This window comes from Rhizobium sp. SG_E_25_P2, from assembly GCF_029892285.1.
GTDB lineage: Bacteria > Pseudomonadota > Alphaproteobacteria > Rhizobiales > Rhizobiaceae > Rhizobium_E.
On the sequence record NZ_JARXVM010000005.1, the window covers coordinates 38,476 to 59,633 of the forward strand.

A 21,158-nucleotide genomic window follows, 5' to 3' on the forward strand; every position below is an offset into this window, starting at 1 on the left:
CGAGACGGGCAAGGCGCGAGAGGGACATATGGAACGAGTGAAGGCGGCCGCTGCTGCTCATGGAGCATGGGCGGATGAGGCCCGGACATCGCCGCGCGGGGGCCGCGCCTGAATGTCCGACCAACAGCAGTCGCTGATTAGGTCGACCTTTGTCGCCCTGATCGTAAGCGCTTTTCTTCTTGCCGGCATCGTCGCCGGCATCATTTACCTGGTTTACAAGACTCAGGACTATGTCGCCGGCGCCGCCGAAGCGCGCCGTGTCCGAAGCGCCGCTGCGGACTTGTTGCTGTCGTTGCAGGATTCCGAAAGCGGTCAACGGGGCTTCCTGTTGACCATGGAACCGACATTTCTCAAACCGTATCGTGATTCCATCGACGAAATCGGCCGCCGCGAAAATGTTCTTGAGGCGGCAATCGCCGGAAGCCGGTTTTCTGAAATCGAGATCGAGCCGCTCCGCCGCGTCATCGCGCAGAAGTTAAACGAACTGAAGACGACCTTGTCGCTCGCCCAATCGGAGCGCCGCGAACAAGCGCTTGCCATGGTGCGAAACCAGGTTGGCCTGACGCTGATGAACGACATCCGCAGCACGCTCAGCGAAATGATCGCCGAGGCCGACCGCCAGATTGCCGGGCAGCTGAAGAGCCATCTCAGCCTTGCCGCAGGGCTCCGCATGGTGACGATCGCGGGCGCGATCGCCGTTCTCGCTGTTTTTATCATCGTGTTCCTGATCATCCGCCGCTATGTCCAGGAAATCCTGGTCGCGCGGCGAGAGCTTGAAGGCTTGAACGCGGGGCTGGAACAGCGCGTGCGGGAGCGCACCGAGGACCTGATCCAGGCCAACCAGGAAATTCAGCGCTTCGCCTATATCGTCACCCATGATCTGCGCGCGCCGTTGGTCAACATCATGGGCTTTACCAGCGAACTCGACAATGCGCTGAAGACGATCCAGTCCTATTTCAAGAGCGAAACCGGCTCAGTCGGCAATGAAACCTCCCGCGTCGAAACAGTTCTTGCGGTCGAGGAGGATCTGCCGGAGGCGATCGGCTTTATCAGGTCGTCGACTCGCAAGATGGACGAACTGATCAACGCCATTCTGAAGATCTCGCGCGACGGCCGCCGGCAGTTGAAGCCCGAGCGCATCGATCTCGCCGCGCTTATCCAGCATAATGTCGCCGCCATCCAGCACCAGGTTCTGGAAGCCCGTGGCGAAGCCGACATCAAGGTCGACGTTAAGTCCGTCGTCACCGATCGTTTCTCGCTCGAACAGGCGCTTGGCAATCTGCTCGACAACGCCGTGAAATATCGCGAGCCGGAGAGGCCCCTGCGGCTGTCCGTTCGCGCCTTCCGGGTCAACGCATTTACCATCGGCATAGATGTGTCCGACAATGGCCGAGGCATCGCGCCGGAGGATCACGAACGCGTCTTTGAATTGTTTCGCCGCTCCGGAGTGCAGGACAGGCCGGGCGAAGGGATCGGGCTGGCGCATGTCCGTTCGCTCGTGCGCAATATGGGCGGCGATATCCAGCTGAAATCTGAACGGGGCACAGGCTCGACATTCATGATCCGGATGCCTTCGGATCTCAGTCGTTTTGTAGGGAGTATCAGCGAATGATGGCGGCAGGCAAGGAAGTGACGATCGTGATGGTCGAAGACGACGAGGGCCATGCGCGCCTCATCGAGAAGAATGTTCGGCGGGCAGGGGTCAACAATCCGATCATCCCATTCATCAACGGCAATTCCGCCCTCGATTTCATTCTCGGTGAAGATCGCTCAGGCTCGGTGAGCGAAGGTCGCTACCTTTTGATACTCCTTGACCTCAATCTGCCTGACATGTCGGGAATCGATATTCTAGATAAGGTCAAGGCCAACGCGCATACGAAACGTTTGCCGGTGATCATCCTCACCACCACCGACGATGAGCGGGAAATCCAGCGCTGCTATGACCTGGGGGCAAATGTCTATATCACCAAGCCGGTGGACTATGACAGTTTCGCCCATGCCATCCGGCAATTGGGGCTGTTTTTCTCCGTGATGCAAATTCCTTGAAGGCGACGCGGCGATGGCGAAAAAGATACTCTATATCGACGATGATTATGCTCTTTTCCGCCTTGCCCAGAAGTCGCTCGGTCGTCTGGGCTATGAGGTCGAACATGCCCAGGACGCAGGGCAGGGTCTGGAACGCTTGGTCGGCGGCGGCTTCGACGCCATCGTGCTCGATCATTACCTCCAAGGGTCGACGGGGCTGGATTTCATGCGTCGTCTCGACGAGCAGGGCGTCGTGCTGCCGGTGGTCTATGTCACCGGATCGAACGACGCGACCATCGCGGTCGACGCGTTGAAGGCTGGCGCGGCCGATTACGTGATCAAGACCATCGGCGAGGATTTCTGGCCTCTGCTTGGCAACGCCCTGCAGCAGGCGCTCGAAAACGCCGAACTCAGGGCGGCGCGCGAACAGGCTGAGCAGGAAATTCGTCTCGGCAAGGAACGCGCGGAAATCCTGCTCGCCGAAGTCAATCATCGTGTCGCCAACAGTCTGGCGTTGGTCGCCGCTCTTATCCGTCTGCAGGTGTCGGCGAGCGAAAGCGATGACGTCCGGCATGCGCTTTCCGAAACGCAGGCGCGGATATCGGCCATCGCCGGCATGCATCGAAGCCTCTATACGTCGGACGATGTGCGCGAGGTGGAGATGAGCCGCTATCTGTCGACGCTGATTTCGGAACTGGCCGAAACCATGGCCAAGGATCGGCGTAAATCGAATATCCGCTCGCATTTCGATAGCGTCACATTTCCTTCGGACCGCGCGGTGTCGACCGGCATGATCGTGACCGAGCTTTTGACCAACGCCATAAAATACGCCTATCCCGAAGAAGAAGACGGGGAAATTCGCGTGGAACTGACACGGCTTACCGACAGCGAAGCGCTTTTGGTCGTCGAAGACGATGGGCGCGGCATCGAACTCTCGCAGCCGGCACAGGGCACCGGTCTGGGCTCGCGTATCGTCGCCTCCATGGCCCGCACGGTCGGCGGCGGCATCCGCTATGTGCCGCGCGAAAAGGGCACGAGAGCGGAAGTCAGCCTGACCATCTGAGACACGTTAATGCCGGGGATCATGAATAAATGCGCTTGAGCTCCTGTCAGGGGCACTTGGTGTAAGTCGCCCCCCATGCAGCACCGGACATGAAAAAACCGCCAGCCGGAAGGCTGACGGCGTCATTGCCACGATGTCATTGGGATCAGCCGACGAAGGTCCGACCGGTGACGGCGAGGGCGCGGGAATCCGGGCCGTATTCGCGGTCGCCCTCCACAGCCAGCAATTCGGCCAGCCGGTTTCGGGCGCGGTTGACGCGGCTCTTGATGGTGCCGATGGCGCATTGGCAAATTTCGGCGGCTTCTTCATATGAAAAACCGGATGCGCCGATCAGAATGATCGCTTCGCGCTGGTCATCCGGCAATTTTTCGAGCGCCGCCTTGAAATCCTGTAGATCCAAGGCGCCATATTGACCGGGATGTGTCGAAAGCTGCTCGGTATAGTATCCGTCGGAATCCTGAATCTCGCGGCCGCTCTTGCGGATCTGGCTGTAGAATTCGTTGCGAAGGATCGTAAACAGCCAGGCCTTCATATTGGTGCCGGGTTCAAACGAACTCTTCTTCGCCCAGGCCTTCATGATCGTGTCCTGGACCAGATCATCCGCCCGGTCGTGGCGTCCGGTCAGTGAAACGCCGAAAGCGCGCAGGCTGCCGAGGCAGGCAAGCATCGTACGCTTGAAATCTCTTTCGATGCTGTCTTCGTCTTGCGTCATGATCCGCTGTCCTCCGTCATCAGAGGCTGCATCTTGCCGGTATGAAGACGCTCGGCTTGATCCAACTGCTCAAGAAGGTCCAGAAACCGATCCGGAACAGCCTCTTCCTGCAGGGAATCGTAGTATTCTTTAAGTTTTTTGGGGATTTCGCCGAACGGGCCAGGCACGCCTGGATCTCCCATTCTGTTCGTTTCATCACTATTCATATGTGCGGACTCGTATTGTTGCGACGATGATCTTCGCGGGAACGTTCTGCCCCGACGTTGGTTCCACACTGCTGAAAATTTTGGGCGCTGTCTTTTCATTTGGGCTCCAGACGCCGCAGGCGTCCCTCGGAATCATCTTCGATGACCCAGACATAGCCGCTCGAATCGACCGCGACATCACGAATACGCGCTTCCATGTCCCACCGCTCCGCTTCATGCGCCGCGCCATTGTCCTCGAAAGTGATGCGGCTGAGGCTCATTCCGGCCAGGCCGCCGATCAACGCCGAACCGCGCCATCCGGAAAACCGCGCCTGCGTATAGAAAACCAGGCCGGCAGGGGCGATTACCGGGGTCCAATAGACGGATGGGGCGGCCAGGTCCGGACGCGTGGAATGCCGCGGGATCGGCGCGCCGCTATATTGATCGCCATTGGAGACCAGCGGCCAACCATAATTCGAGCCGGCCTTTATGAGGTTGAGCTCGTCTCCTCCGCGTGGGCCCATTTCGTGCGCCCAAAGGGCGCCGTTGGGGGCAAAGGCGAGGCCATAGGGATTGCGGTGCCCATAACTCCAGATTTCAGGCCGGGCTTCTACGTTATTTTCAAAAGGATTTCCCTTTGCGGGAGCGCCGTCGAGCGTAAGCTTGACGATGCTGCCTTGAGGCGTCGAAAGATCCTGGGCGCGTCGCGGACGCATTCGATCGCCGACGGTCAGGAAGAGATGTCGGCCATCGGGCGCAAAAGCGATCACGCCTCCGGGCTGGCCGCCTCCCGGCATCGCTCCGTCGCGCCAGATGACCTTCAGGTTTTCGAGAGCGGCTTTGCCGTCGGTCCGCGTGAGTGCGGCGCGCGCGAGCGCGAGCGATCCGCCTTTTGACGTCGGCGCGACATAGCTGAGATAGACAAGGCCGGATTGCGCGAAATCCGGCGCGGGCGCAATGTCGAGCAGTCCTAGCTGCCCGTCATGGACGACTTCCGGAACGCCCTCCACCGGCTGCTTGTGGCCCTGGGAGTCGACGAGCCAGACAAGACCGCCTTTTTCAGTGACGAGCATTTCGGTCCCATTGAGGAAGGCGAGCGCCCAGGGCGTATCGAATATCGCGACATCCCTGGCCAGAAAGGGCGGATCGCTTTTAGCAGTGTTTTTGCCCGCGTTTTCCGAAGCGATCGCGACGGTCGCCGAAAATAGGGCTGCGGCTCCCGCCAGAAGCTTGATCATTTTCGGCATCGTCGCCTCCTCTGTCAGACCTTTGCTCGCGGTCTCCATCTCAAGACCACAGCTGGTCGAATGGAGAAAAGCGCCACTGCATATAGGGTGGGAGGCGACGCTGATGAAGGGAGCCATCGATTTGTGGCGGCGCACGATCCCGTGAATGCGCATCGTGATGGATTTTTTGAAAAACTCGAGATTCTGGCCTGTCCGGAGGAACCAATCGCCAAACGCGCCGTTATTCGGTCGTCGAATGCGGAGCCCCCTCCTCTTCATTCGAAAGCTGGCGCCGGATCCGCCCCTTCATCCCCCCGAAGGCGCCAGACGCATAAAGGAGAGAACCTTTCCTCCCGCCGGAATGGTTCTCTCCTTTTTATTTTCTCGGGAACTTTTCCAGCTTCCGTGCATTTTCCGGGGCAGGCGCGGCCAAGGCCGCGCGAGTTTCGAGATGATAAGGGATGACATCATGGCTTTTTCCGACGCGAACGAAAAGAATGCGCCCACCGTCGAAGACCTCGAGGCGCAGATCGGCGATCTCAAGCGCGATATCGCTGAATTGACCAAGAGCCTGGCCGCCTTTGGCGCAGCCAAAGCCGAAGCCTATCGCGACGGCGCCGAGAAAATGGCGGCGGACGCTGCGGCCGCGTCGCGTCGCGCTTTCAATGACGCCCGCGAGGAAGCTCATTCCTTTGGTCGCGACGTGGAGGATGAGATACGCGCCCGCCCTTTTCAGGCGGTGGGACTGGCGCTCGGCCTCGGCTATCTCGCCGCGCTTCTCACCCGCAGGGGCTGAGCATGCAGCAGTTCATGATGCTGGCCGGGCGGAGCCTGGCGGACGGCGCGAGCCGAGCCGCAGCGCGCGCCGCGCTCTACCTTGCATTGTCGATCTTGCTCGCGGCGGGACTGTCCTTCATTCTCGTCGCTGCCTCCCTCGCCATTGCCAATGTCTATGGCGCCGTTATCGGCTGGCTGTTTTCCGGATCGGTTCTTATCGCGATTGCATCGTTCGGATTGCTGTTAATCGCCGTTCGCCGTCGCGGCGTGATCCTGCGCCAGCCGCCCGCGCGGCCGGTTTCCGACGTTGATCTTGCGCTCGGGCTGATGCCGGACCTGGTGCGGACAAGCCCGTGGGCCGTGTTGGCGGTCTGCGCGGCGGGGGCGTTTTTCGCGGGGCGGAGCGTGCATGGCGCCAGCAAGCGCGCCGACCGGCGTTGAGATGGCGACATAAAAATTGCCATGACGACTTAAAGTCATGGAACCTTTTGCTTATCTTCGAATTATCTAACGCGTCAGCAGAATCCAAGAAGGGGAGAATATCTGAATGACCTTGACCGAGCGCGTGGCTGCCCATTTGCCGTTCCTGCGCCGCTATTCGCGCGCGATCACCGGATCACAGACGTCTGGCGACGCTTTCGTGGTTGCGACCCTTGAGGCGCTGATCGCTGATCTCAGTATTTTTCCGGAAGCCTCTTCCGATCGTGTGGCGATTTACAAGCTCTTTGTCCGGATCCTGAAATCCGCCCAGGTTGACGTGCCGCATGCCGTCTCTCCCTTCGCCTGGGAAAAAAAGGCGGTCGCCAATCTTTCCGCTGTGCCCACGCAAGCCCGGCACGCCTTCCTGCTGGTGTCGGTGGAAGGCTTCTCCTTCTCCGAAGCGGCGGAGATCCTGACCGTCAGCATCGAGGATGTGAAACGGCTGATCGACGAAGCCACTCAGGAAATTTCGCGTCAGATTTCCACCGAGATCATGATCATCGAGGATGAGCCGCTGATCGCGCTCGATATCGAGCATATCGTCCTCGATCTCGGCCACAGCGTCAGCGGCATCGCCCGCACCCATGCCGAGGCGCTGGACCTCTATCGCCGCAGCAATCCGGGCATGATCCTCGCCGACATCCATCTTGCCGATGGCAGTTCCGGTATCGATGCGATCAATGATATCCTCAAGGTCGCTAGCGTGCCGGTTATCTTCATTACGGCATTCCCGGAACGACTTTTGACCGGCGAACGCGCCGAACCGACATTCCTGGTCACGAAGCCTTACAATCCCGATATGTTGAAAGCGTTGATCAGCCAGGCGCTTTTCTTTAACGACGGCGACAAGGCCTATCAGGCGCTGTCTGCCTGAAATATCGAAATTGCCGAAGCCGGCGCGGTTGGCGAATTGACGCGAAGAGTGCTTTCGCCGCCGCAATAAATCGAGGTGCGAAGGTGCGGCGATTCCTTTGGTATGCCAAGGATCTCAACGAGGGGGAACTTGGCCCGTTCTTCATCACGGCCTTGCTCGACATGAATGCCAGCCTGATCCTTCAGGATCACGATCATCGCTATCTCTGCGTCACCGGCCTGCCTGATGTCTGGAGACTGAAATCCGATGAGGCGCCTGACGATGACATGGTGTTCGGGGCCGAGATCGGTGGCCGGCTTGGGGAATCGAAGGCGCGCGCACTCGAAACGCGACAGACCGAAATTCTGGAAGTGACGCTTGAAAGCGGCGGTGTGTTCGAGTTTAGGGTCCTCGCCTTCACGGGTCCTGGCGGACAGATGCAGTTCATCACCACGATCATTGACCGCAGTGAGGACCGCCGGCGAGAGAGGGTGCTGCAATCCCTGTTGCGGGATGTCAGCCACCGTTCCAAAAATCTCCTGGCGATTATTCAGAGCATCGTGACCCAGACGTCGCAATATACCGATTCGATCGAAGCCTATGTCCAGAAGCTCCGCGGCCGAATTTTCTCTTTGTCCCGGTCGCAGGATCTGGTCACGGATTCCGGCTGGCGCGGCGCATTCGCGCGAGAACTGCTGGAGCAGCAGGTTTCCGCCTATATTCCGAATGGTCAGCAACTTGTCACTTTCGAAGGGGAAAATCTGCTCCTCTCGCCGAATGTGACCATGCATCTCGGCCTCGCTTTCCACGAATTGCTGATCAATGCCATCAATTTCGGCAGTTTTCTGCCGGCCGGACAAACCATCGTCGTGTCGATTTCCATGCAGGAGAAAGACGGGCGCGATTTTGTCAGCGTCTCCTGGCGCGAACCCCTGGATGCCGGCCTTCGCAAAAGTCAGGATTCGGGGTTGCCGGTCCGGCGGCTCGGAACTGCGATCCTGGAACGTGTCGTTCCGGCGTCGGTCAATGGCCGCGCCGAATACAGCGTCTCGCAAAGCGAGGTGCGTTATGGTCTGATTTTTCCTGCGGACCCGCGCAAGGCAGCCTGAAGCCGATATCGCGCTCGCCTAAGCCGCCGCCTCAAATAAAGGGGCGGCGCCTCGGAATGGGGGGACGCCAATCGGCGATTCGCGCCAGTTCAACCTCGTTCAGCACCTCGCAGCCGCGTTCCAGCCAGCGGATTACGCCTCGCTCCGCGAGTTTGCGAAGCGTTTTATTGGTGTGAACGATCGAAAGCCCCAACGTATCGGCGACATGGGACTGTGTGACCGGCAGATTGGTGAGCTTGCCCTCGGCCAGGCCGGATTCGCGGGCTTTATGAGCGAGGAAGGCGAGAAGATAGGCGGCGCGTTCGATGGCGCTGCGCCGACCGATGCTCAAGAGATGCTCGTCGAGAATCCGTTCTTCTCTCGCGGCGATCCAGGTCAGGTCGAAAGCAAGGCCCGGATGGTCGCGAAACAGGTCGCCAAGTCTTTCACGCTCGAAGATGCAGACTTCAAGCGGTGAAAGCGCTTCCACCGAATGCTGCATTTCGCCCATCAACGTTCCCTGCAGGCCAAGCAAGTCGCCGGTCGATACGTAATTCAGCACTTGTCGTCGGCCATCTTCCAGAATCTTATAGCGGAAACCCCAACCCGACAGCACTGTGTAGAGATGTGGGCTGAGAGAGCCTTCGCTGAGGACGGTCGAGCCAGGTTCGACCTGCATTTGTCCACTCTTGAAAGCGGACACGAATTCAAGTTCCGGAGGCGAAAACTCCCGGAAGGTTTCAAGATGTCGGACCCAGCAATTTTCGCAGTCGTGTCGCACTGCGCGGCGAGACGATGACTCCACCCGGTCTTCTCCGTAGGACGCAGATCGACAATGCGAGGGGCCCGTAAAAGTTCCGGCTATGTCAAATTTAAATGACGCGCCGCCGCGAAAGCTATTGATTGCGCGACATCGAAACCGGGTCCGGAGAGTGATTTGCGTATACTCGTGGTGCAAAAAGAATATCTCATCGCCCTTGATGTGAAAGAGGCGCTGGCGGAGTTGCTGCCGGGAGATATCGAAACCGGTTCACTGGCAGAACTGGGGCCGCAGTTGCGGGCGAAATCCTGGGACCTCGTGCTCCTGGATACGGGCGATACGGCGGATATGGACCGGCGCAACGCTTCGGCTGTGCTCGCATCGGGAGCGGCGCTGGTGTTCCTGACCGGTCATGTGGATTTTTCCGACGGAGTGCCGGGGTTTCAGGAATGGCCGGTGCTGGTGAAGCCTTTCATCGAAGGGCAATTGCTTGACGTGGTCCTGCGCGGCCTGGCGCTGGTTGGGAAAAGCTGAAAAACCTGTCCCTTATTGACAGACATCGACCCATTCCGCATCCACCAGCGCCGCCATCCGCTCGGGCGCAATCCTGACTGCGGCGTGAATGTCACCCGCGGCTGGGACGACTTCCGGATAGGCTTGCAGGGATGTGTCGCAGAATACTCTGAGAGGGTTCAGTAGGCCAAACGGGCAGACCCCTCCCACGGGATGACCGGTTACCGCCACAACGTCCTCCGGTGCGAGCATGCGCGGTTTTGCAGCGAAACGGGACTTGAACTTCTTGTTGTCCAGTCGCGCGTCGCCCTTGGCGACCAGAAGGATGGTCTCGTCGCCGATTCTGATCGCCAGCGTCTTGGCGATCTGGCCCGGCTCCACCCCATGCGCTCGCGCTGCGAGTTCGACGGTCGCGGTGCTGACGGTGAGTTCGATCACGGCGATATCGGGAGCTTTTTCGCTAAAGAACTGCGTCACGCTCTGGAGGCTCATGCGGGATTCCTGCAAATATGTTGATACGTGATCATAAGGTTCCGGCCACCGCAGGCAAGCCCGGGCATAAGGCGTAAAAGTTAATAGCGTCAGCCCATAGGGATTAATATGGGAAGCGTGCCAAAACGCGATGCCGGCTGTGCGGAAATCTCTTCGGCAAATCGATGATTAACCGGCTTCTTTTGCCGATGCTCGTAATTCCGGTAGCTCTTATTTTAGAAAAAATGCGTGTTGGTGAGCGGCGTTAACCTTCAGGCAAGGAATTAACCATAAACATTTTACCTACGCCGGAATGGGATCGCTGCGCGGTCCAATAGGCATGAAGCCGCTTCGCCGTGCCGGTACTTAGCCCGGAGTTAACGAATTCAACAATGCAGATCGTGCCTGGCGCGTCTGGGAGCGGATATGTGTCCGCTGCCATGCGGAGCAGGCCGTGTCAGCCCGTCGGCTGGCGTCATGCGTTTGGACGGGGAAGAGAAGTGGTGGACGAGGCGGCAACGGCGGACAGGGAAAGACGCGAAGGCGGAAGCCTCGGCGGTCGCCTGCGTTTTGCCGGGCTCGCCGCCGATGAGGCCGCGCTTCTTCGAGATCGCCGGAGCGAACTGCTTCCCCATGTAAAAACCGGCCTGCGCGACCTCTTCCAGCGTTATCAAACTTTCCCGGATGCGGCCCGACAGTTCCAGAGCGAAGGGCAGATCGATCGTCTCCACGATCTCTGCCAGTCGCATTGGGATGTGTTGACCGATGCGCGATTCGACAGTCTCTATGCCGAACGCGTCAAAGTGCTCTCGGATACCGAAAGCAGAGGCGGGCTTGACCCGCGTTGGCGCATCGCCGGCCAGGCGGTGGTCCTCGAGCATCTCGTCGACGGCGTTCTCAGGGCGAACTGGCCGAAGAGCTGGTTTGGCGGCGCGCGCAAGCGCGACGAGACGTTGCGTCTCGTCTCCACGCTCATTCGCGCGGTTATGGTGGATCTCGAAATCGCGACATCGCTGCGCTTTAACGAAACGCGCCTTGGCTATCAGAAAGACCTCGCCGCCAAAGACGCCGCGCGGCGCGGCGAAGCGCGCGCCCTGATCGGCGAAATCACCGAGCGACTCACGGGCAAGGATTTCTCCCAGCCGGTAGGCGGCGACGCGCCGGACGACTATCGCGATCTTGTCGAAAGCCTGAATGGCGCTTTGAAAGTCATCAGCGAAGAATTGCGCCAATCGTCGGATGCCGCCGAACGAGCAAGCGAAGGGGCAAGCCGTATCGCTCTGTCCGCCTCGGCTTTGGCGACCGGAAGCGATCAGGCGGCCAGCCGATTGGACGAGGTCTCTTCCGACGTCACCGCTCTTGCCGCGAAAGTCTCAGCCGCCGCCGATCGGGCTGGCTTCGCCGAAGGCGCATCAGGAAAGGCGCGCGACGCCGTCCTCGAAAGCGGCAAGATCGTGGGACAAGCGATCGACGCCATGGCGGATATCGAAAGCTCGGCTGAAAAGATCGGCCAGATTATCGGCGTCATCGATGAAATCGCCTTCCAGACAAATCTTCTCGCTTTGAACGCCGGCATCGAGGCGGCCCGCGCGGGCGATAGCGGCCGGGGTTTCGCGGTCGTCGCGCAAGAGGTTCGGGGCCTTGCCCAGCGATCCGCCGAAGCGGCGCGCGAAATCAAGGATCTCGTCACCGGGACGAAGGCTCAGGTCGATAGCGGTGTGGCGATGGTCAACCGCACGCAAGGCGCAATCGGGGAAATCGCGACCCAGGTGACCGAGATCAATACCGCCATTTCTCAATTGGCGCGCGACACCGGCGAATGTGCATCCGAAGTATCAAGTCTGGCTGCTGCAGCCAGTTCGATTGGCCGCATGCTCAATGAAACTTCTCACGTCGCGACGGGCGCGTGTGAACACTCCGATAACCTTAAGGCTGTAATAGTAGAGCTTGGCGACACGATCAGGGCGTTCAGGCTCGGCCAATTCGACCATGGCCGAACATGGGGACCTTCCAAAAAGACCGGAAGCGACCAGATCGTTTCGCCCATGGCGGACACCGGACAGACAGCTTTCGCCTTGCTGGATGAAAGGGTGGCGTCATGACGCATGAACGGGGACCTGAAATTAAAGCGACGGGAAAGACCCAATGAGTGGCAAAGCAATGAAGAAACTCAGTCTGGAGAAGATCCTCGATCTGAACGAGGCCTCCGCCCTGCACGGCAAGCTGATGTCGATGCGCGGCAGCGATCTCGCCATCGATGGATCCGTGGTGGAGCGTTGCGGCGCTCTGTCGATCCAGGTGTTGATGTCGGCATCTAAAACCTGGGAACAGGAAAAGCTCTCGTTCAAGTTCTCGAAAATATCCGATGCGCTCGCCAAGACGATGCAGCTCATCGGTGTCAATCACGAAATGATGCTCGCAAAGGAGAGCAAGCAATGAAGAAACGCGTTCTCACGGTGGACGACTCCAGAACCATCCGAAACATGCTTCTGGTCACTCTCAACAATGCCGGCTTCGAAACCATCCAGGCCGAAGACGGAGTTGAAGGCCTCGAAGTTCTCGAAACCTGCAATCCCGACGTCATCGTCACGGATATCAATATGCCCCGTCTCGATGGCTTCGGCTTTATCGAAGGCGTGCGCAAGAACGACAAATATCGCGCGATCCCGATCTTGGTTCTGACCACGGAGAGCGACGCTGAGAAAAAGAACCGCGCTCGTCAAGCTGGCGCGACGGGCTGGATCGTAAAACCGTTCGACCCGACAAAACTGATCGATGCCATCGAGCGCGTAACCGCTTAACGGGAACAATCCTATGGATATGAACGAAATCAAAGAGATCTTTTTTCAGGAATGCGAGGAACAGCTCGCGGAACTGGAATCGGGTCTGCTCAAGATGAATGATGGAGATACGGATCCAGAGACGGTCAACGCCGTTTTTCGAGCCGTTCACTCCATCAAGGGCGGCGCAGGCGCCTTCGGTCTTGACGACCTCGTGGCGTTTGCCCACGTGTTCGAGACGACTCTGGATTGCGTTCGTTCCAACAAGCTTGATCCTGGTCCTGACGTTATGAAGGTGATGCTCAAGTCGGCGGACGCGCTGGCCGACTTGACCAACGCCGCCCGCGAGGGCAGCTCCGTCGATCCGAGCCGGACATCGGGTCTGGTCAAGGATCTCGAAGCGCTTGCGCATGGAGACCCCCTGCCAAGCTCTGGCGGCGCAGAACCGGCTCCGAAGGCTCCGGCGCCCGCGCCAAAGCCAGTCGCCGCGGCGGCTCCTTCACCGACGGACGACAGCGGCTTTCAGCCGATACCCTTTTCCTTCGACGATTTCGGCGATGAAGGCGACCCCGCTGCCGCGCCGACATTCGAAGTCAACTTCAAGCCGCGCACGGAACTCTACACCAAGGGCAATGACGCGGCGCTGTTGCTGCGCGATCTTCGCCGTCTCGGCGACATGAGCCTGCATTGTGACATGACCACGCTGCCAGGCCTTGACCAGCTGGAGCCGGAGAACGCCTACTTCTCCTGGAAGATCTGGATCAAGACCGACAAGGGCGAAGAAGCGATCCGTCAGGTGTTCGAATTCGCCGAATGGGATTGCGAACTCGACATCAAGCAGCTTGCCGACGGCGAAGGCATCGGCAAGGAGGAAGCCGAAGAGCTTCCGATGATCCCGATCCTCTTCGACCTCAGCATCCTTGAGGATGAAGAGCCGGCGGTGATGATCGAAGATCACAATGCTGAAGAAGACATGGCCGCCGCCGCAAGCATGGCCAAGAAAACCGCTGCCGCAGCCTCCGAGGTCGTGGCGAAGGTCGAACGCGCCGCAGCGCCCGCCGCTGAGAAGCGTGAACCGGCCGCAGCCGCCAAGGCCGCCGACGCCAATTCGGCCGCCGGCGCCAACCAGACGATTCGCGTCGATCTCGATCGTGTCGACCGCCTGATCAACCTGGTGGGCGAACTCGTCATCAATCAGGCCATGTTGGCCCAGAGCGTCATTGAAAACGACTCGACCGGCACGCAAGGCATCAATATGGGTCTCGACGAGCTGCAGCAGCTCACCCGCGAGATTCAGGACTCGGTGATGGCCATTCGAGCCCAGCCGGTCAAGCCAGTCTTCCAGCGCATGTCGCGCATCGTTCGCGAAGTCGCGGACATGGTTGGCAAGTCCGTGCGCCTTGTAACGGAAGGTGAAAACACCGAAGTTGACAAGACCGTCATCGACAAGCTCGCCGAGCCGCTGACGCATATGATCCGCAATTCGGTCGACCACGGCATCGAAAGCCCAGAAAAGCGCGCCACCATCGGCAAGCCGGCCGAGGGCACCGTCAAGTTGACCGCGAAACACCGTTCGGGCCGCATCCTGATCGAGCTGTCCGACGACGGCGCCGGCATCAACCGCGAGAAGGTCAGGCAGAAGGCGATCGACAACGATCTCATCCCCGCCGACGCGAACCTGTCGGACGAGGAAATCGACAACCTGATCTTCATGCCGGGTTTCTCGACCGCCGACAAGATCACCGACGTGTCCGGCCGCGGCGTGGGCATGGACGTAGTCAAACGGTCGATCCAGGCGCTTGGCGGACGCATCTCGATCCAGTCCCGTCCGGGGCAGGGCTCTACCTTCATCATGAGCCTGCCGCTCACGCTGGCCGTTCTTGACGGCATGGTGGTGACGGTCGCCAACCAGACGCTGGTGGTGCCGCTGACCGCCATCGTCGAAACTTTGCAGCCCGAGGCGAGCGCCATCCACTCCTTCGGCGCCCATCAGAAACTCATCGCCATCCGCAACTCCTTCTGCCCGCTGGTCGATGTCGGCCGCATCCTCAACTATCGCAGCAATTCGGCCAATCCGGTCGATGGCGTCGCGCTGCTGGTGGAATCGGAAGGCGGCGGACAGCGCGCGCTCATGGTCGATGCGATCCAGGGGCAGCGTCAGGTGGTCATCAAGAGTCTCGAAGCCAACTACACGCATGTGCCGGGCATCGCCGCCGCAACCATTCTCGGCGACGGCCGGGTGGCGCTGATCCTGGATGTTGACGCCGTGGTCGCAGCCTCCCGAGGTCAGTCCTTGAGATCGGAAGGCGCGCTCGCCGCGACGGGTTGAGGATGATGTGAGGAGTTTGGGTTCGTCAGAATGTCGTACACAGCGAAAACCATTTCGCAATACGGTCGCGAACTCATCGCGTTCCGGATCGGCGATCAGGAGTTTACCGTGAACATCATGTCTGTCCGGGAGATCCGTGGATGGACGCCTGCAACCCCGATGCCGCATACGCCGTCTTACATGCGCGGAGTGATCAATCTCCGCGGGGCCGTATTGCCCATCATCGATCTTTCGGCCCGGCTAGGCATGAAGCCCGCCGAACCGACCGAGCGCCACGTTATTATCGTGGCCCAGGTGCGGGACAAAATCGTGGGGCTACTGGTCGACGCCGTGTCGGACATCCTGACGGTGACGGATGAATTGATACAGCCGACGCCAGAGATCGCGTCGGACCTCGAAAGATCCTTTGCTCGCGGCATCATCGCGATCGAGGGGAGAATGATCTGCCTGATGGAGCTGGAAGCCCTGTTCCACGAGAGTGAAAGCGAAGCAGCGTGACCATGAGTTTAGCCATTGACCCGCGCCGTAATCAGGAAGAGATCCTCGCAGGAGGTGAGTTCCCGTTGACGCGCCGTGATCTCGCCGAAATAGCCGCGATGATCTATTCGGATGCGGGCATCTATCTCAATGAGACCAAGGCTTCGCTTGTCTATTCCCGGCTCTCCAAGCATATCCGTCAATTGGGTCTGCGCGACTTCCGGACCTATTGCGAACTCGTCTCCTCACAGCATGGCGCGGCCGAGCGCCGGGAGATGCTATCCTTCCTCACGACGAACTTCACGCGCTTCTTCCGTGAAAACCATCATTTCGATCATCTGCGCACGGAAGTTCTGCCCGGTATGATCAGCCGCCTGAAATCCGGTGGTCGCGCCCGTATCTGGTCTGCGGCGTCTTCCGATGGTCAGGAGCCCTATTCGATCGCGCTGACGGCATTGTCCGTCATGCCGAATATCGCCGATTACGATTTCAAGATCCTCGCCACCGATATCGACCCGAAGATTTTGGCCGCGGCGCGGCTGGGGGCCTATGACGCCAACTCGCTCGAGACCGTCAGCCCGCAAATGCGCAAGCAGTATTTCTCCGAGGTGAATGTCGACGGGAAACAGAAGTGGCAGGTTGGCGACCAGGTCAAGCGGCTGATCACCTATAACGAACTCAACCTCATGGCCAACTGGCCATTCAAGGGCAAGTTCGACGTCATCTTCTGCCGCAATGTGGTGATCTACTTCGACGAGCCCACCCAGGTGCGCATCTGGAACCGTTTCTCCGATCTGCTCACCGACGGCGGTCATCTCTATATCGGTCATTCCGAGCGCGTGTCCGGCGAGGCGAAGGCCTATTTCGACAATACCGGCATCACGACTTACAAGTTCATCGGCAAATCAGGGGGGAGGAAGACCTGATGGCGCCAGCACGCGTTCTCGTTGTCGACGACTCCCCCACCATGCGCGGTCTCATTTCGGCGGTCTTGAATTCGGATCCCGATGTGAACGTGATTGGTCAGGCGCGTGACGCCATGGAAGCGCGCGCGGCGATCAAGGAGCTCAACCCCGATGTCGTCACCCTCGACATCGAAATGCCGGATATGAACGGGCTCGAATTCCTTGAAAAGATCATGAAGCTCCGTCCTATGCCGGTCATCATGGTTTCGTCGCTCACCCATCGCGGCGCTGAAGCCACCATCGCGGCGTTGGAAATCGGCGCTTTCGATTGCGTCGGCAAGCCTGCGCCGGGCGATACTCGTCCGTTCCACGAACTGATCGACAAGGTCAAGGCGGCGGCCAAATCGAGTTATCGCTACCAGTATATGCGCCGGCCGGCGCATCCGGTCCCGGCCGCGAATGTCAATTCGGCGCCATCCGAATACAGGGTCGGCCGGAAAGTCGTGGCAATTGGCTCTTCAACGGGCGGCGTCGAAGCGCTGATAGAAGTTCTTAAGAAATTTCCGGTTAATTGCCCGCCGACTGTCATAACCCAGCACATGCCGTCGACCTTTACGAAAAGTTTTGCGGAAAGGCTGAACCGGCTATGCGCGCCGCAGGTGCAGGAAGCGACCGATGGAGCCCGGCTCGAAATCGGTCGCGTCTATCTCGCGCCGGGCGGCGAGCGACATATGACGGTCACAAACGCCCACGCTCCCGTGTGCCGTCTGCTCGATAAGCCGCCGGTCAACGGACATCGACCTTCGGTCGACGTTCTTTTTGACTCCGTGGCTGAACTCGCCGGGCGCAACGCCGTGGGAGTCATTCTGACCGGTATGGGCCGCGATGGCGCATCGGGACTGTTGAAGATGCGTCACGCTGGAGCGCGCACCGTCGGTCAGAATGAAAAGACCTGTGTGGTCTATGGAATGCCCCGCGTGGCTTTCGAGCTCGGAGCTGTGGAAACACAGCTTCCGCTGACGGCTATAGGGGAAGAGATATTGAAACTTACTGCCGCCCGAAAAGAAGGGAGCGACTGATGTCTATCGCTGAAAAAATCAAAGTCCTTATTGTCGATGATCAGGTAACGAGCCGCTTGCTTCTTAGTGACGCTTTGACCCAGCTCGGGTTCAAGCAAATTACAGCAGCCGGCGACGGGCAACAGGGCGCACAGATCATGGCCCAACAGCCTCACCATCTGGTCATCTCGGACTTCAACATGCCGAAAATGGATGGCCTGGGACTTCTTCAGGCCGTTCGATCGAACCCGGCCACGAAGAAAGCCGCCTTCATCATTCTGACTGCTCAGGGCGACCGCGCGCTCGTCCAGAAAGCGGCGCAGATGGGGGCCAACAATGTCTTGGCCAAACCTTTCACCATCGAAAAAATGAAAGCGGCTATTGAAGCCGTGTTCGGATCCCTCAAATGAGCGATGGCTTCAAACGTGTCCATGTAATCCAAGGCGAGTGGAAAGTCTCGCGCGACCCGGATGTGGTCCTTTCAACGGTGCTCGGCTCCTGCGTGGCGGCATGTCTTCGCGACCCGGTGAACGGTGTTGGCGGGATGAACCACTTTCTCCTGCCCGGATCCGCAGAAGCCATGGCGCAGGGCGGTGACGTGTCGCGCTACGGCGTCCATCTGATGGAGCTTCTGATCAACGGGTTGCTCAAGCAGGGCGCTCGCCGCGACCGGCTCGAGGCCAAAATCTTCGGTGGAGCAAAGACCATCGCGACATTTTCGAATGTCGGCCAGCAGAACGCAGAATTCGCGATGCGCTTCCTCAAAGACGAAGGCATCAAGATGGTAGGGGCCTCCACCGGCGGCGACGCCGGCCGCAAGCTCGAATTCTGGCCGGTATCTGGCCGGGCCCGTCAATACGCCCTCACCGGCGCTGAAACACAGCGGACCGTCCAGCTCGAAACGCGCCCAGTGCCCGTGCCGAAGCCAGCCGAGTCGTCGATCGAGTTTTTCTGATCTGGAAGGGTCACGCCATGCATTCGAGTGTAGTATCGCATACGGTTCCGACAGAAGAGTCGCTGCCAGAAATTCTGATGCGGGTGGTCTCTGAACTGCACGACGTCGCCTATCTCATCGAGCGGATCGAACCCTTCCTGACCAATTCGAACGGCGTTGATTTCATGGACGCCGCCGATCGTATGATGGTTCTTCAGGGTATTGACCTTGCGGTTCAGAAAACCCGCGGTCTCGCCGAATTCATCGATACCGTAACGGCTTCGATTCCGGAGGAAATGCTGATCGACATCACGACCGCCTTGAGCCTTGTCAAGCTGGCGGAAATGCAACGCGCGCTTTCCGGCGGAACGCGCCGCGGACATTCGCAGCCGATCATCAAGACTGCTGGAGATTGTGATCTGTTCTGACGTCGCCACGGCGATGACCGGGCAGATTGACCGGAAATAGAGCGCCGCAACGGGAAGTCGAGGCCCGACGGGCAACATCCTCGCGCAAGTTTGAAGCCGTAGAGTGACAGCAAGGAATGATACCTTGACCTCGTGGCGCTTAACTTCGCGGGAACAGAATGAATCTGTTGAATCAGCTTACGGCTATACTCAAAAACCTGACATCGCTGGGCGCGACCAAGCTGGTTGCCCTCGGAGCGATCTTCGGGTTGACCCTCCTGGCGATTCTTGTCGGCAGCTACTACGTCAACAAACCTGGGTATGAGACCCTGTATGTTGGCCTGGACGCTTCCGATCTCAATCAAGTGGGAATCGCGCTCGCCGAAGGCGGGCTCGACTATCAGGTCGGAACAGACGGCGGCTCCATCGCGGTGCCTGTCGGCCAGACGGGAAAATCGAGACTTTTCCTGGCTGAGCGCGGACTTCCGAATTCGGCCAATGCCGGCTACGAATTGTTCGACAATGTCGGTTCGCTCGGCCTTACATCCTTTATGCAGGAAGTCACGCGGGTGAGGGCGCTCGAAGGCGAAATCGGCCGCACCATCCAGACCATCAACGGCATCAACGCCGCGCGCGTTCACATCGTGATGGCTGATCGCGGATCTTTCCGCCAGACGGAACAGAAACCGACCGCCTCCGTGATGATCAGAGCTTCCGAACAGGTCGGTCGCCAGGCTGCGGCGTCCATCCGGCATCTGGTGGCGTCCGCTGTGCCAGGCCTCAATGTCGACGACGTCACCATTCTCGACTCGGCCGGCCAGTTGCTCGCCTCTGGCGACGATCCGTCCAGCAGTTCGCTCAACCGGTCTCTCGGAATCCTTCAGAACGTCCAACAGGAAATCGAGAGCAAGATCGACAATGCGCTCGCCCCCTTCCTGGGCATGGACAACTTCCGCGCATCTGTGACCGCGAAGCTCAATACCGACGCGCAACAGATCCAGGAAACCATTTTCGACCCCGAATCAAAGGTCGAGCGGTCTGTACGTGTGACCAAGGAAGACCAGAAATCTGAACAGGTTTCCCAGGAACAGGCGACCACGGTCGAGCAGAATGTTCCCCAGGGCAATGAGAGCGCTGGGACAGGTCCGAAGTCTTCAGACCAAGCCAACAAAAAAGAAGAACAGACAAACTACGAAATCAATCAGAAAACCGTCGCGACGGTGCGCAACGGCTATACGATCGACAAGCTGTCGATCGCCGTCGTCGTCAATCGCGGCCGAATCGCCAAACTCGCCGGCGAGCCTTTCGATCAGGCCAAGTTCGACAGTATTGTCGCGGAAATGCAGAAGATCGTAACTTCCGCCGCCGGGATCGATGCTCAGCGTGGCGACATCATCAATGTTTCGGCGATCGATTTTCTCGACAATCAGCTCCTGAACGAGGCTGCCTCTTCGGATTCCTTCGCCGATATCTTCATGCGCAACATGGGCACGATGATCAACGCGCTGGCCTTTGTCGCCGTTGCTTTCCTGATCGTCTGGCTTGGCTTCCGTCCTTTGATCAAGGCGATTGGTGGTCCCGAACTCGGTGCGGCTGCACTCGGAGCTCCAGGATCCGTGCCGCTCGGCGAAAGCGCCGGCCTGGAACTGCCGGACTTCTCTCCGCCGACAGTCGGCGGTCCAGGGGCCACGCTCATGGACGGCTTTGGTTCGGACTTCGGCTTCGACTCAACCGACGACATCCTCAACCCGAGCGAAGACGATGGCTCCGGCCTCGCCAAGCGGGTCAAGGAAGGTCCGGAACGCCGACTCGGCCGTATGGTGGAAATCAGCGAAGAAAGAGCAGCCAAAATTCTTCGCAAATGGGCGCTTCCCGAACAAGCAGCCTAGCCGACAAGATCAAAAACCAACAACGCCGGCCCCGCGCCGGCGTTTTTCTGTTCGTAGACGGGCATGTTCACGTCGAAAATCAGGGGGCTACTTGAGTTAAAGGATTAAAAAATTGTATTCGATGTCGAATCAGTTTCACCATGAAAGTGTTCGGATCTATCGTGATGACGACATTGAACAGGCTTCCGCGAGATTTACGGACTCGCGGCAAATGACCGGGTGGTGA

24 protein-coding genes are annotated in these 21,158 nt (G+C 59.1%); 19 read left to right on the forward strand and 5 right to left on the reverse strand.

What is annotated here, in order from left to right:
- Positions 1 to 112 precede the first annotated feature (112 nt).
- The 3 genes from M2360_RS08995 to M2360_RS09005 are packed head-to-tail and all read left to right on the forward strand — an operon-like array spanning position 113 to position 3,088.
- Positions 113 to 1,612 carry an ATP-binding protein gene (locus M2360_RS08995; protein ID WP_280774585.1) on the forward strand — a complete coding sequence of 500 codons (1,500 nt, stop codon included), beginning with the start codon at positions 113 to 115 and terminating at the stop codon, positions 1,610 to 1,612.
- On the forward strand, positions 1,609 to 2,046 hold the full coding sequence (locus tag M2360_RS09000; protein WP_280774586.1) for a response regulator: 438 nt from the start codon (positions 1,609 to 1,611) through the stop codon (positions 2,044 to 2,046). The genes M2360_RS08995 and M2360_RS09000 overlap by 4 nt, the downstream gene beginning before the upstream one ends.
- Positions 2,047 to 2,059: 13 nt before the next feature.
- Positions 2,060 to 3,088 (forward strand): histidine kinase dimerization/phosphoacceptor domain -containing protein, encoded by a 1,029-nt coding sequence (locus M2360_RS09005; protein ID WP_280774588.1) that lies wholly within the window; start codon positions 2,060 to 2,062, stop codon positions 3,086 to 3,088.
- A 145-nt stretch (positions 3,089 to 3,233) separates the two neighbouring features.
- Here the strand turns inward: M2360_RS09005 and M2360_RS09010 are convergent, their stop codons facing one another.
- The 3 genes from M2360_RS09010 to M2360_RS09020 all read right to left on the reverse strand — a co-directional run bounded on the left by M2360_RS09010 (position 3,234) and on the right by M2360_RS09020 (position 5,232).
- The gene (locus M2360_RS09010; RefSeq protein WP_280774590.1) at positions 3,234 to 3,800 is read right to left on the reverse strand and encodes an RNA polymerase sigma factor; all 567 of its coding nucleotides are present in this window, start codon (positions 3,798 to 3,800) and stop codon (positions 3,234 to 3,236) included.
- Positions 3,797 to 4,006: a NepR family anti-sigma factor gene (locus tag M2360_RS09015; RefSeq protein ID WP_280774591.1), complete on the reverse strand. Its 210-nt coding sequence runs from the start codon at positions 4,004 to 4,006 to the stop codon at positions 3,797 to 3,799. Before M2360_RS09015 ends, M2360_RS09010 begins: the two co-directional genes overlap by 4 nt.
- 95 nt (positions 4,007 to 4,101) lie before the next feature.
- Positions 4,102 to 5,232 carry a PQQ-dependent sugar dehydrogenase gene (locus M2360_RS09020; RefSeq protein WP_280774593.1) on the reverse strand — a complete coding sequence of 377 codons (1,131 nt, stop codon included), beginning with the start codon at positions 5,230 to 5,232 and terminating at the stop codon, positions 4,102 to 4,104.
- Positions 5,233 to 5,680: 448 nt separating this feature from the next.
- On the opposite strand from M2360_RS09020, the gene M2360_RS09025 reads away from it, so the two are divergent.
- From M2360_RS09025 to M2360_RS09040, 4 genes are all read left to right on the forward strand, one after another.
- Positions 5,681 to 6,007, forward strand: coding sequence for a DUF883 domain-containing protein (locus tag M2360_RS09025; protein WP_280774595.1), 327 nt, complete (start codon positions 5,681 to 5,683; stop codon positions 6,005 to 6,007).
- Positions 6,008 to 6,009: 2 nt separating this feature from the next.
- Complete coding sequence (locus tag M2360_RS09030; RefSeq protein ID WP_280774597.1) at positions 6,010 to 6,429, forward strand: hypothetical protein; 420 nt, start codon at positions 6,010 to 6,012, stop codon at positions 6,427 to 6,429.
- Positions 6,430 to 6,535: 106 nt separating this feature from the next.
- Positions 6,536 to 7,342 carry a response regulator gene (locus M2360_RS09035; RefSeq protein ID WP_280774599.1) on the forward strand — a complete coding sequence of 269 codons (807 nt, stop codon included), beginning with the start codon at positions 6,536 to 6,538 and terminating at the stop codon, positions 7,340 to 7,342.
- Between the two features lie 83 nt (positions 7,343 to 7,425).
- Positions 7,426 to 8,430: a sensor histidine kinase gene (locus tag M2360_RS09040; protein WP_280774601.1), complete on the forward strand. Its 1,005-nt coding sequence runs from the start codon at positions 7,426 to 7,428 to the stop codon at positions 8,428 to 8,430.
- A gap of 31 nt (positions 8,431 to 8,461) precedes the next feature.
- Here M2360_RS09040 and M2360_RS09045 read toward each other — a convergent pair whose 3' ends face one another.
- On the reverse strand, positions 8,462 to 9,214 hold the full coding sequence (locus M2360_RS09045; protein WP_280774602.1) for a Crp/Fnr family transcriptional regulator: 753 nt from the start codon (positions 9,212 to 9,214) through the stop codon (positions 8,462 to 8,464).
- Between the two features lie 132 nt (positions 9,215 to 9,346).
- On the opposite strand from M2360_RS09045, the gene M2360_RS09050 reads away from it, so the two are divergent.
- Positions 9,347 to 9,703 carry a hypothetical protein gene (locus M2360_RS09050; protein ID WP_280774604.1) on the forward strand — a complete coding sequence of 119 codons (357 nt, stop codon included), beginning with the start codon at positions 9,347 to 9,349 and terminating at the stop codon, positions 9,701 to 9,703.
- A 12-nt stretch (positions 9,704 to 9,715) separates the two neighbouring features.
- Here M2360_RS09050 and M2360_RS09055 read toward each other — a convergent pair whose 3' ends face one another.
- On the reverse strand, positions 9,716 to 10,174 hold the full coding sequence (locus M2360_RS09055; protein ID WP_280774605.1) for a YbaK/EbsC family protein: 459 nt from the start codon (positions 10,172 to 10,174) through the stop codon (positions 9,716 to 9,718).
- A 482-nt stretch (positions 10,175 to 10,656) separates the two neighbouring features.
- Between M2360_RS09055 and M2360_RS09060 the strand changes: the two genes are divergently transcribed.
- The 11 genes from M2360_RS09060 to fliF all read left to right on the forward strand — a co-directional run bounded on the left by M2360_RS09060 (position 10,657) and on the right by fliF (position 20,932).
- Positions 10,657 to 12,255, forward strand: a complete 1,599-nt coding sequence (locus M2360_RS09060) for a globin-coupled sensor protein (RefSeq protein WP_280774607.1) — start codon at positions 10,657 to 10,659, stop codon at positions 12,253 to 12,255.
- 43 nt (positions 12,256 to 12,298) lie between these two features.
- Positions 12,299 to 12,592 (forward strand): STAS domain-containing protein, encoded by a 294-nt coding sequence (locus M2360_RS09065; protein ID WP_280774609.1) that lies wholly within the window; start codon positions 12,299 to 12,301, stop codon positions 12,590 to 12,592.
- Positions 12,589 to 12,954: a chemotaxis response regulator CheY1 gene (gene cheY1 / locus M2360_RS09070; protein ID WP_137156722.1), complete on the forward strand. Its 366-nt coding sequence runs from the start codon at positions 12,589 to 12,591 to the stop codon at positions 12,952 to 12,954. Before M2360_RS09065 ends, cheY1 begins: the two co-directional genes overlap by 4 nt.
- A gap of 13 nt (positions 12,955 to 12,967) precedes the next feature.
- Positions 12,968 to 15,262: a chemotaxis protein CheA gene (locus M2360_RS09075; protein WP_280774613.1), complete on the forward strand. Its 2,295-nt coding sequence runs from the start codon at positions 12,968 to 12,970 to the stop codon at positions 15,260 to 15,262.
- A gap of 30 nt (positions 15,263 to 15,292) precedes the next feature.
- Positions 15,293 to 15,760, forward strand: coding sequence for a chemotaxis protein CheW (locus M2360_RS09080; RefSeq protein WP_280774615.1), 468 nt, complete (start codon positions 15,293 to 15,295; stop codon positions 15,758 to 15,760).
- A gap of 2 nt (positions 15,761 to 15,762) precedes the next feature.
- Complete coding sequence (locus M2360_RS09085; RefSeq protein ID WP_280774616.1) at positions 15,763 to 16,665, forward strand: protein-glutamate O-methyltransferase; 903 nt, start codon at positions 15,763 to 15,765, stop codon at positions 16,663 to 16,665.
- Positions 16,662 to 17,723: a protein-glutamate O-methylesterase CheB gene (gene cheB, locus M2360_RS09090; RefSeq protein ID WP_280774921.1), complete on the forward strand. Its 1,062-nt coding sequence runs from the start codon at positions 16,662 to 16,664 to the stop codon at positions 17,721 to 17,723. Before M2360_RS09085 ends, cheB begins: the two co-directional genes overlap by 4 nt.
- On the forward strand, positions 17,723 to 18,112 hold the full coding sequence (locus tag M2360_RS09095) for a response regulator (protein ID WP_137156717.1): 390 nt from the start codon (positions 17,723 to 17,725) through the stop codon (positions 18,110 to 18,112). Before cheB ends, M2360_RS09095 begins: the two co-directional genes overlap by 1 nt.
- Complete coding sequence (gene cheD / locus M2360_RS09100; RefSeq protein WP_280774618.1) at positions 18,109 to 18,657, forward strand: chemoreceptor glutamine deamidase CheD; 549 nt, start codon at positions 18,109 to 18,111, stop codon at positions 18,655 to 18,657. Before M2360_RS09095 ends, cheD begins: the two co-directional genes overlap by 4 nt.
- A gap of 17 nt (positions 18,658 to 18,674) precedes the next feature.
- The gene (locus M2360_RS09105; protein ID WP_280774619.1) at positions 18,675 to 19,064 is read left to right on the forward strand and encodes a hypothetical protein; all 390 of its coding nucleotides are present in this window, start codon (positions 18,675 to 18,677) and stop codon (positions 19,062 to 19,064) included.
- A gap of 158 nt (positions 19,065 to 19,222) precedes the next feature.
- Positions 19,223 to 20,932, forward strand: a complete 1,710-nt coding sequence (gene fliF / locus M2360_RS09110) for a flagellar basal-body MS-ring/collar protein FliF (RefSeq protein ID WP_280774620.1) — start codon at positions 19,223 to 19,225, stop codon at positions 20,930 to 20,932.
- The last annotated feature ends 226 nt before the right edge of the window (positions 20,933 to 21,158 follow it).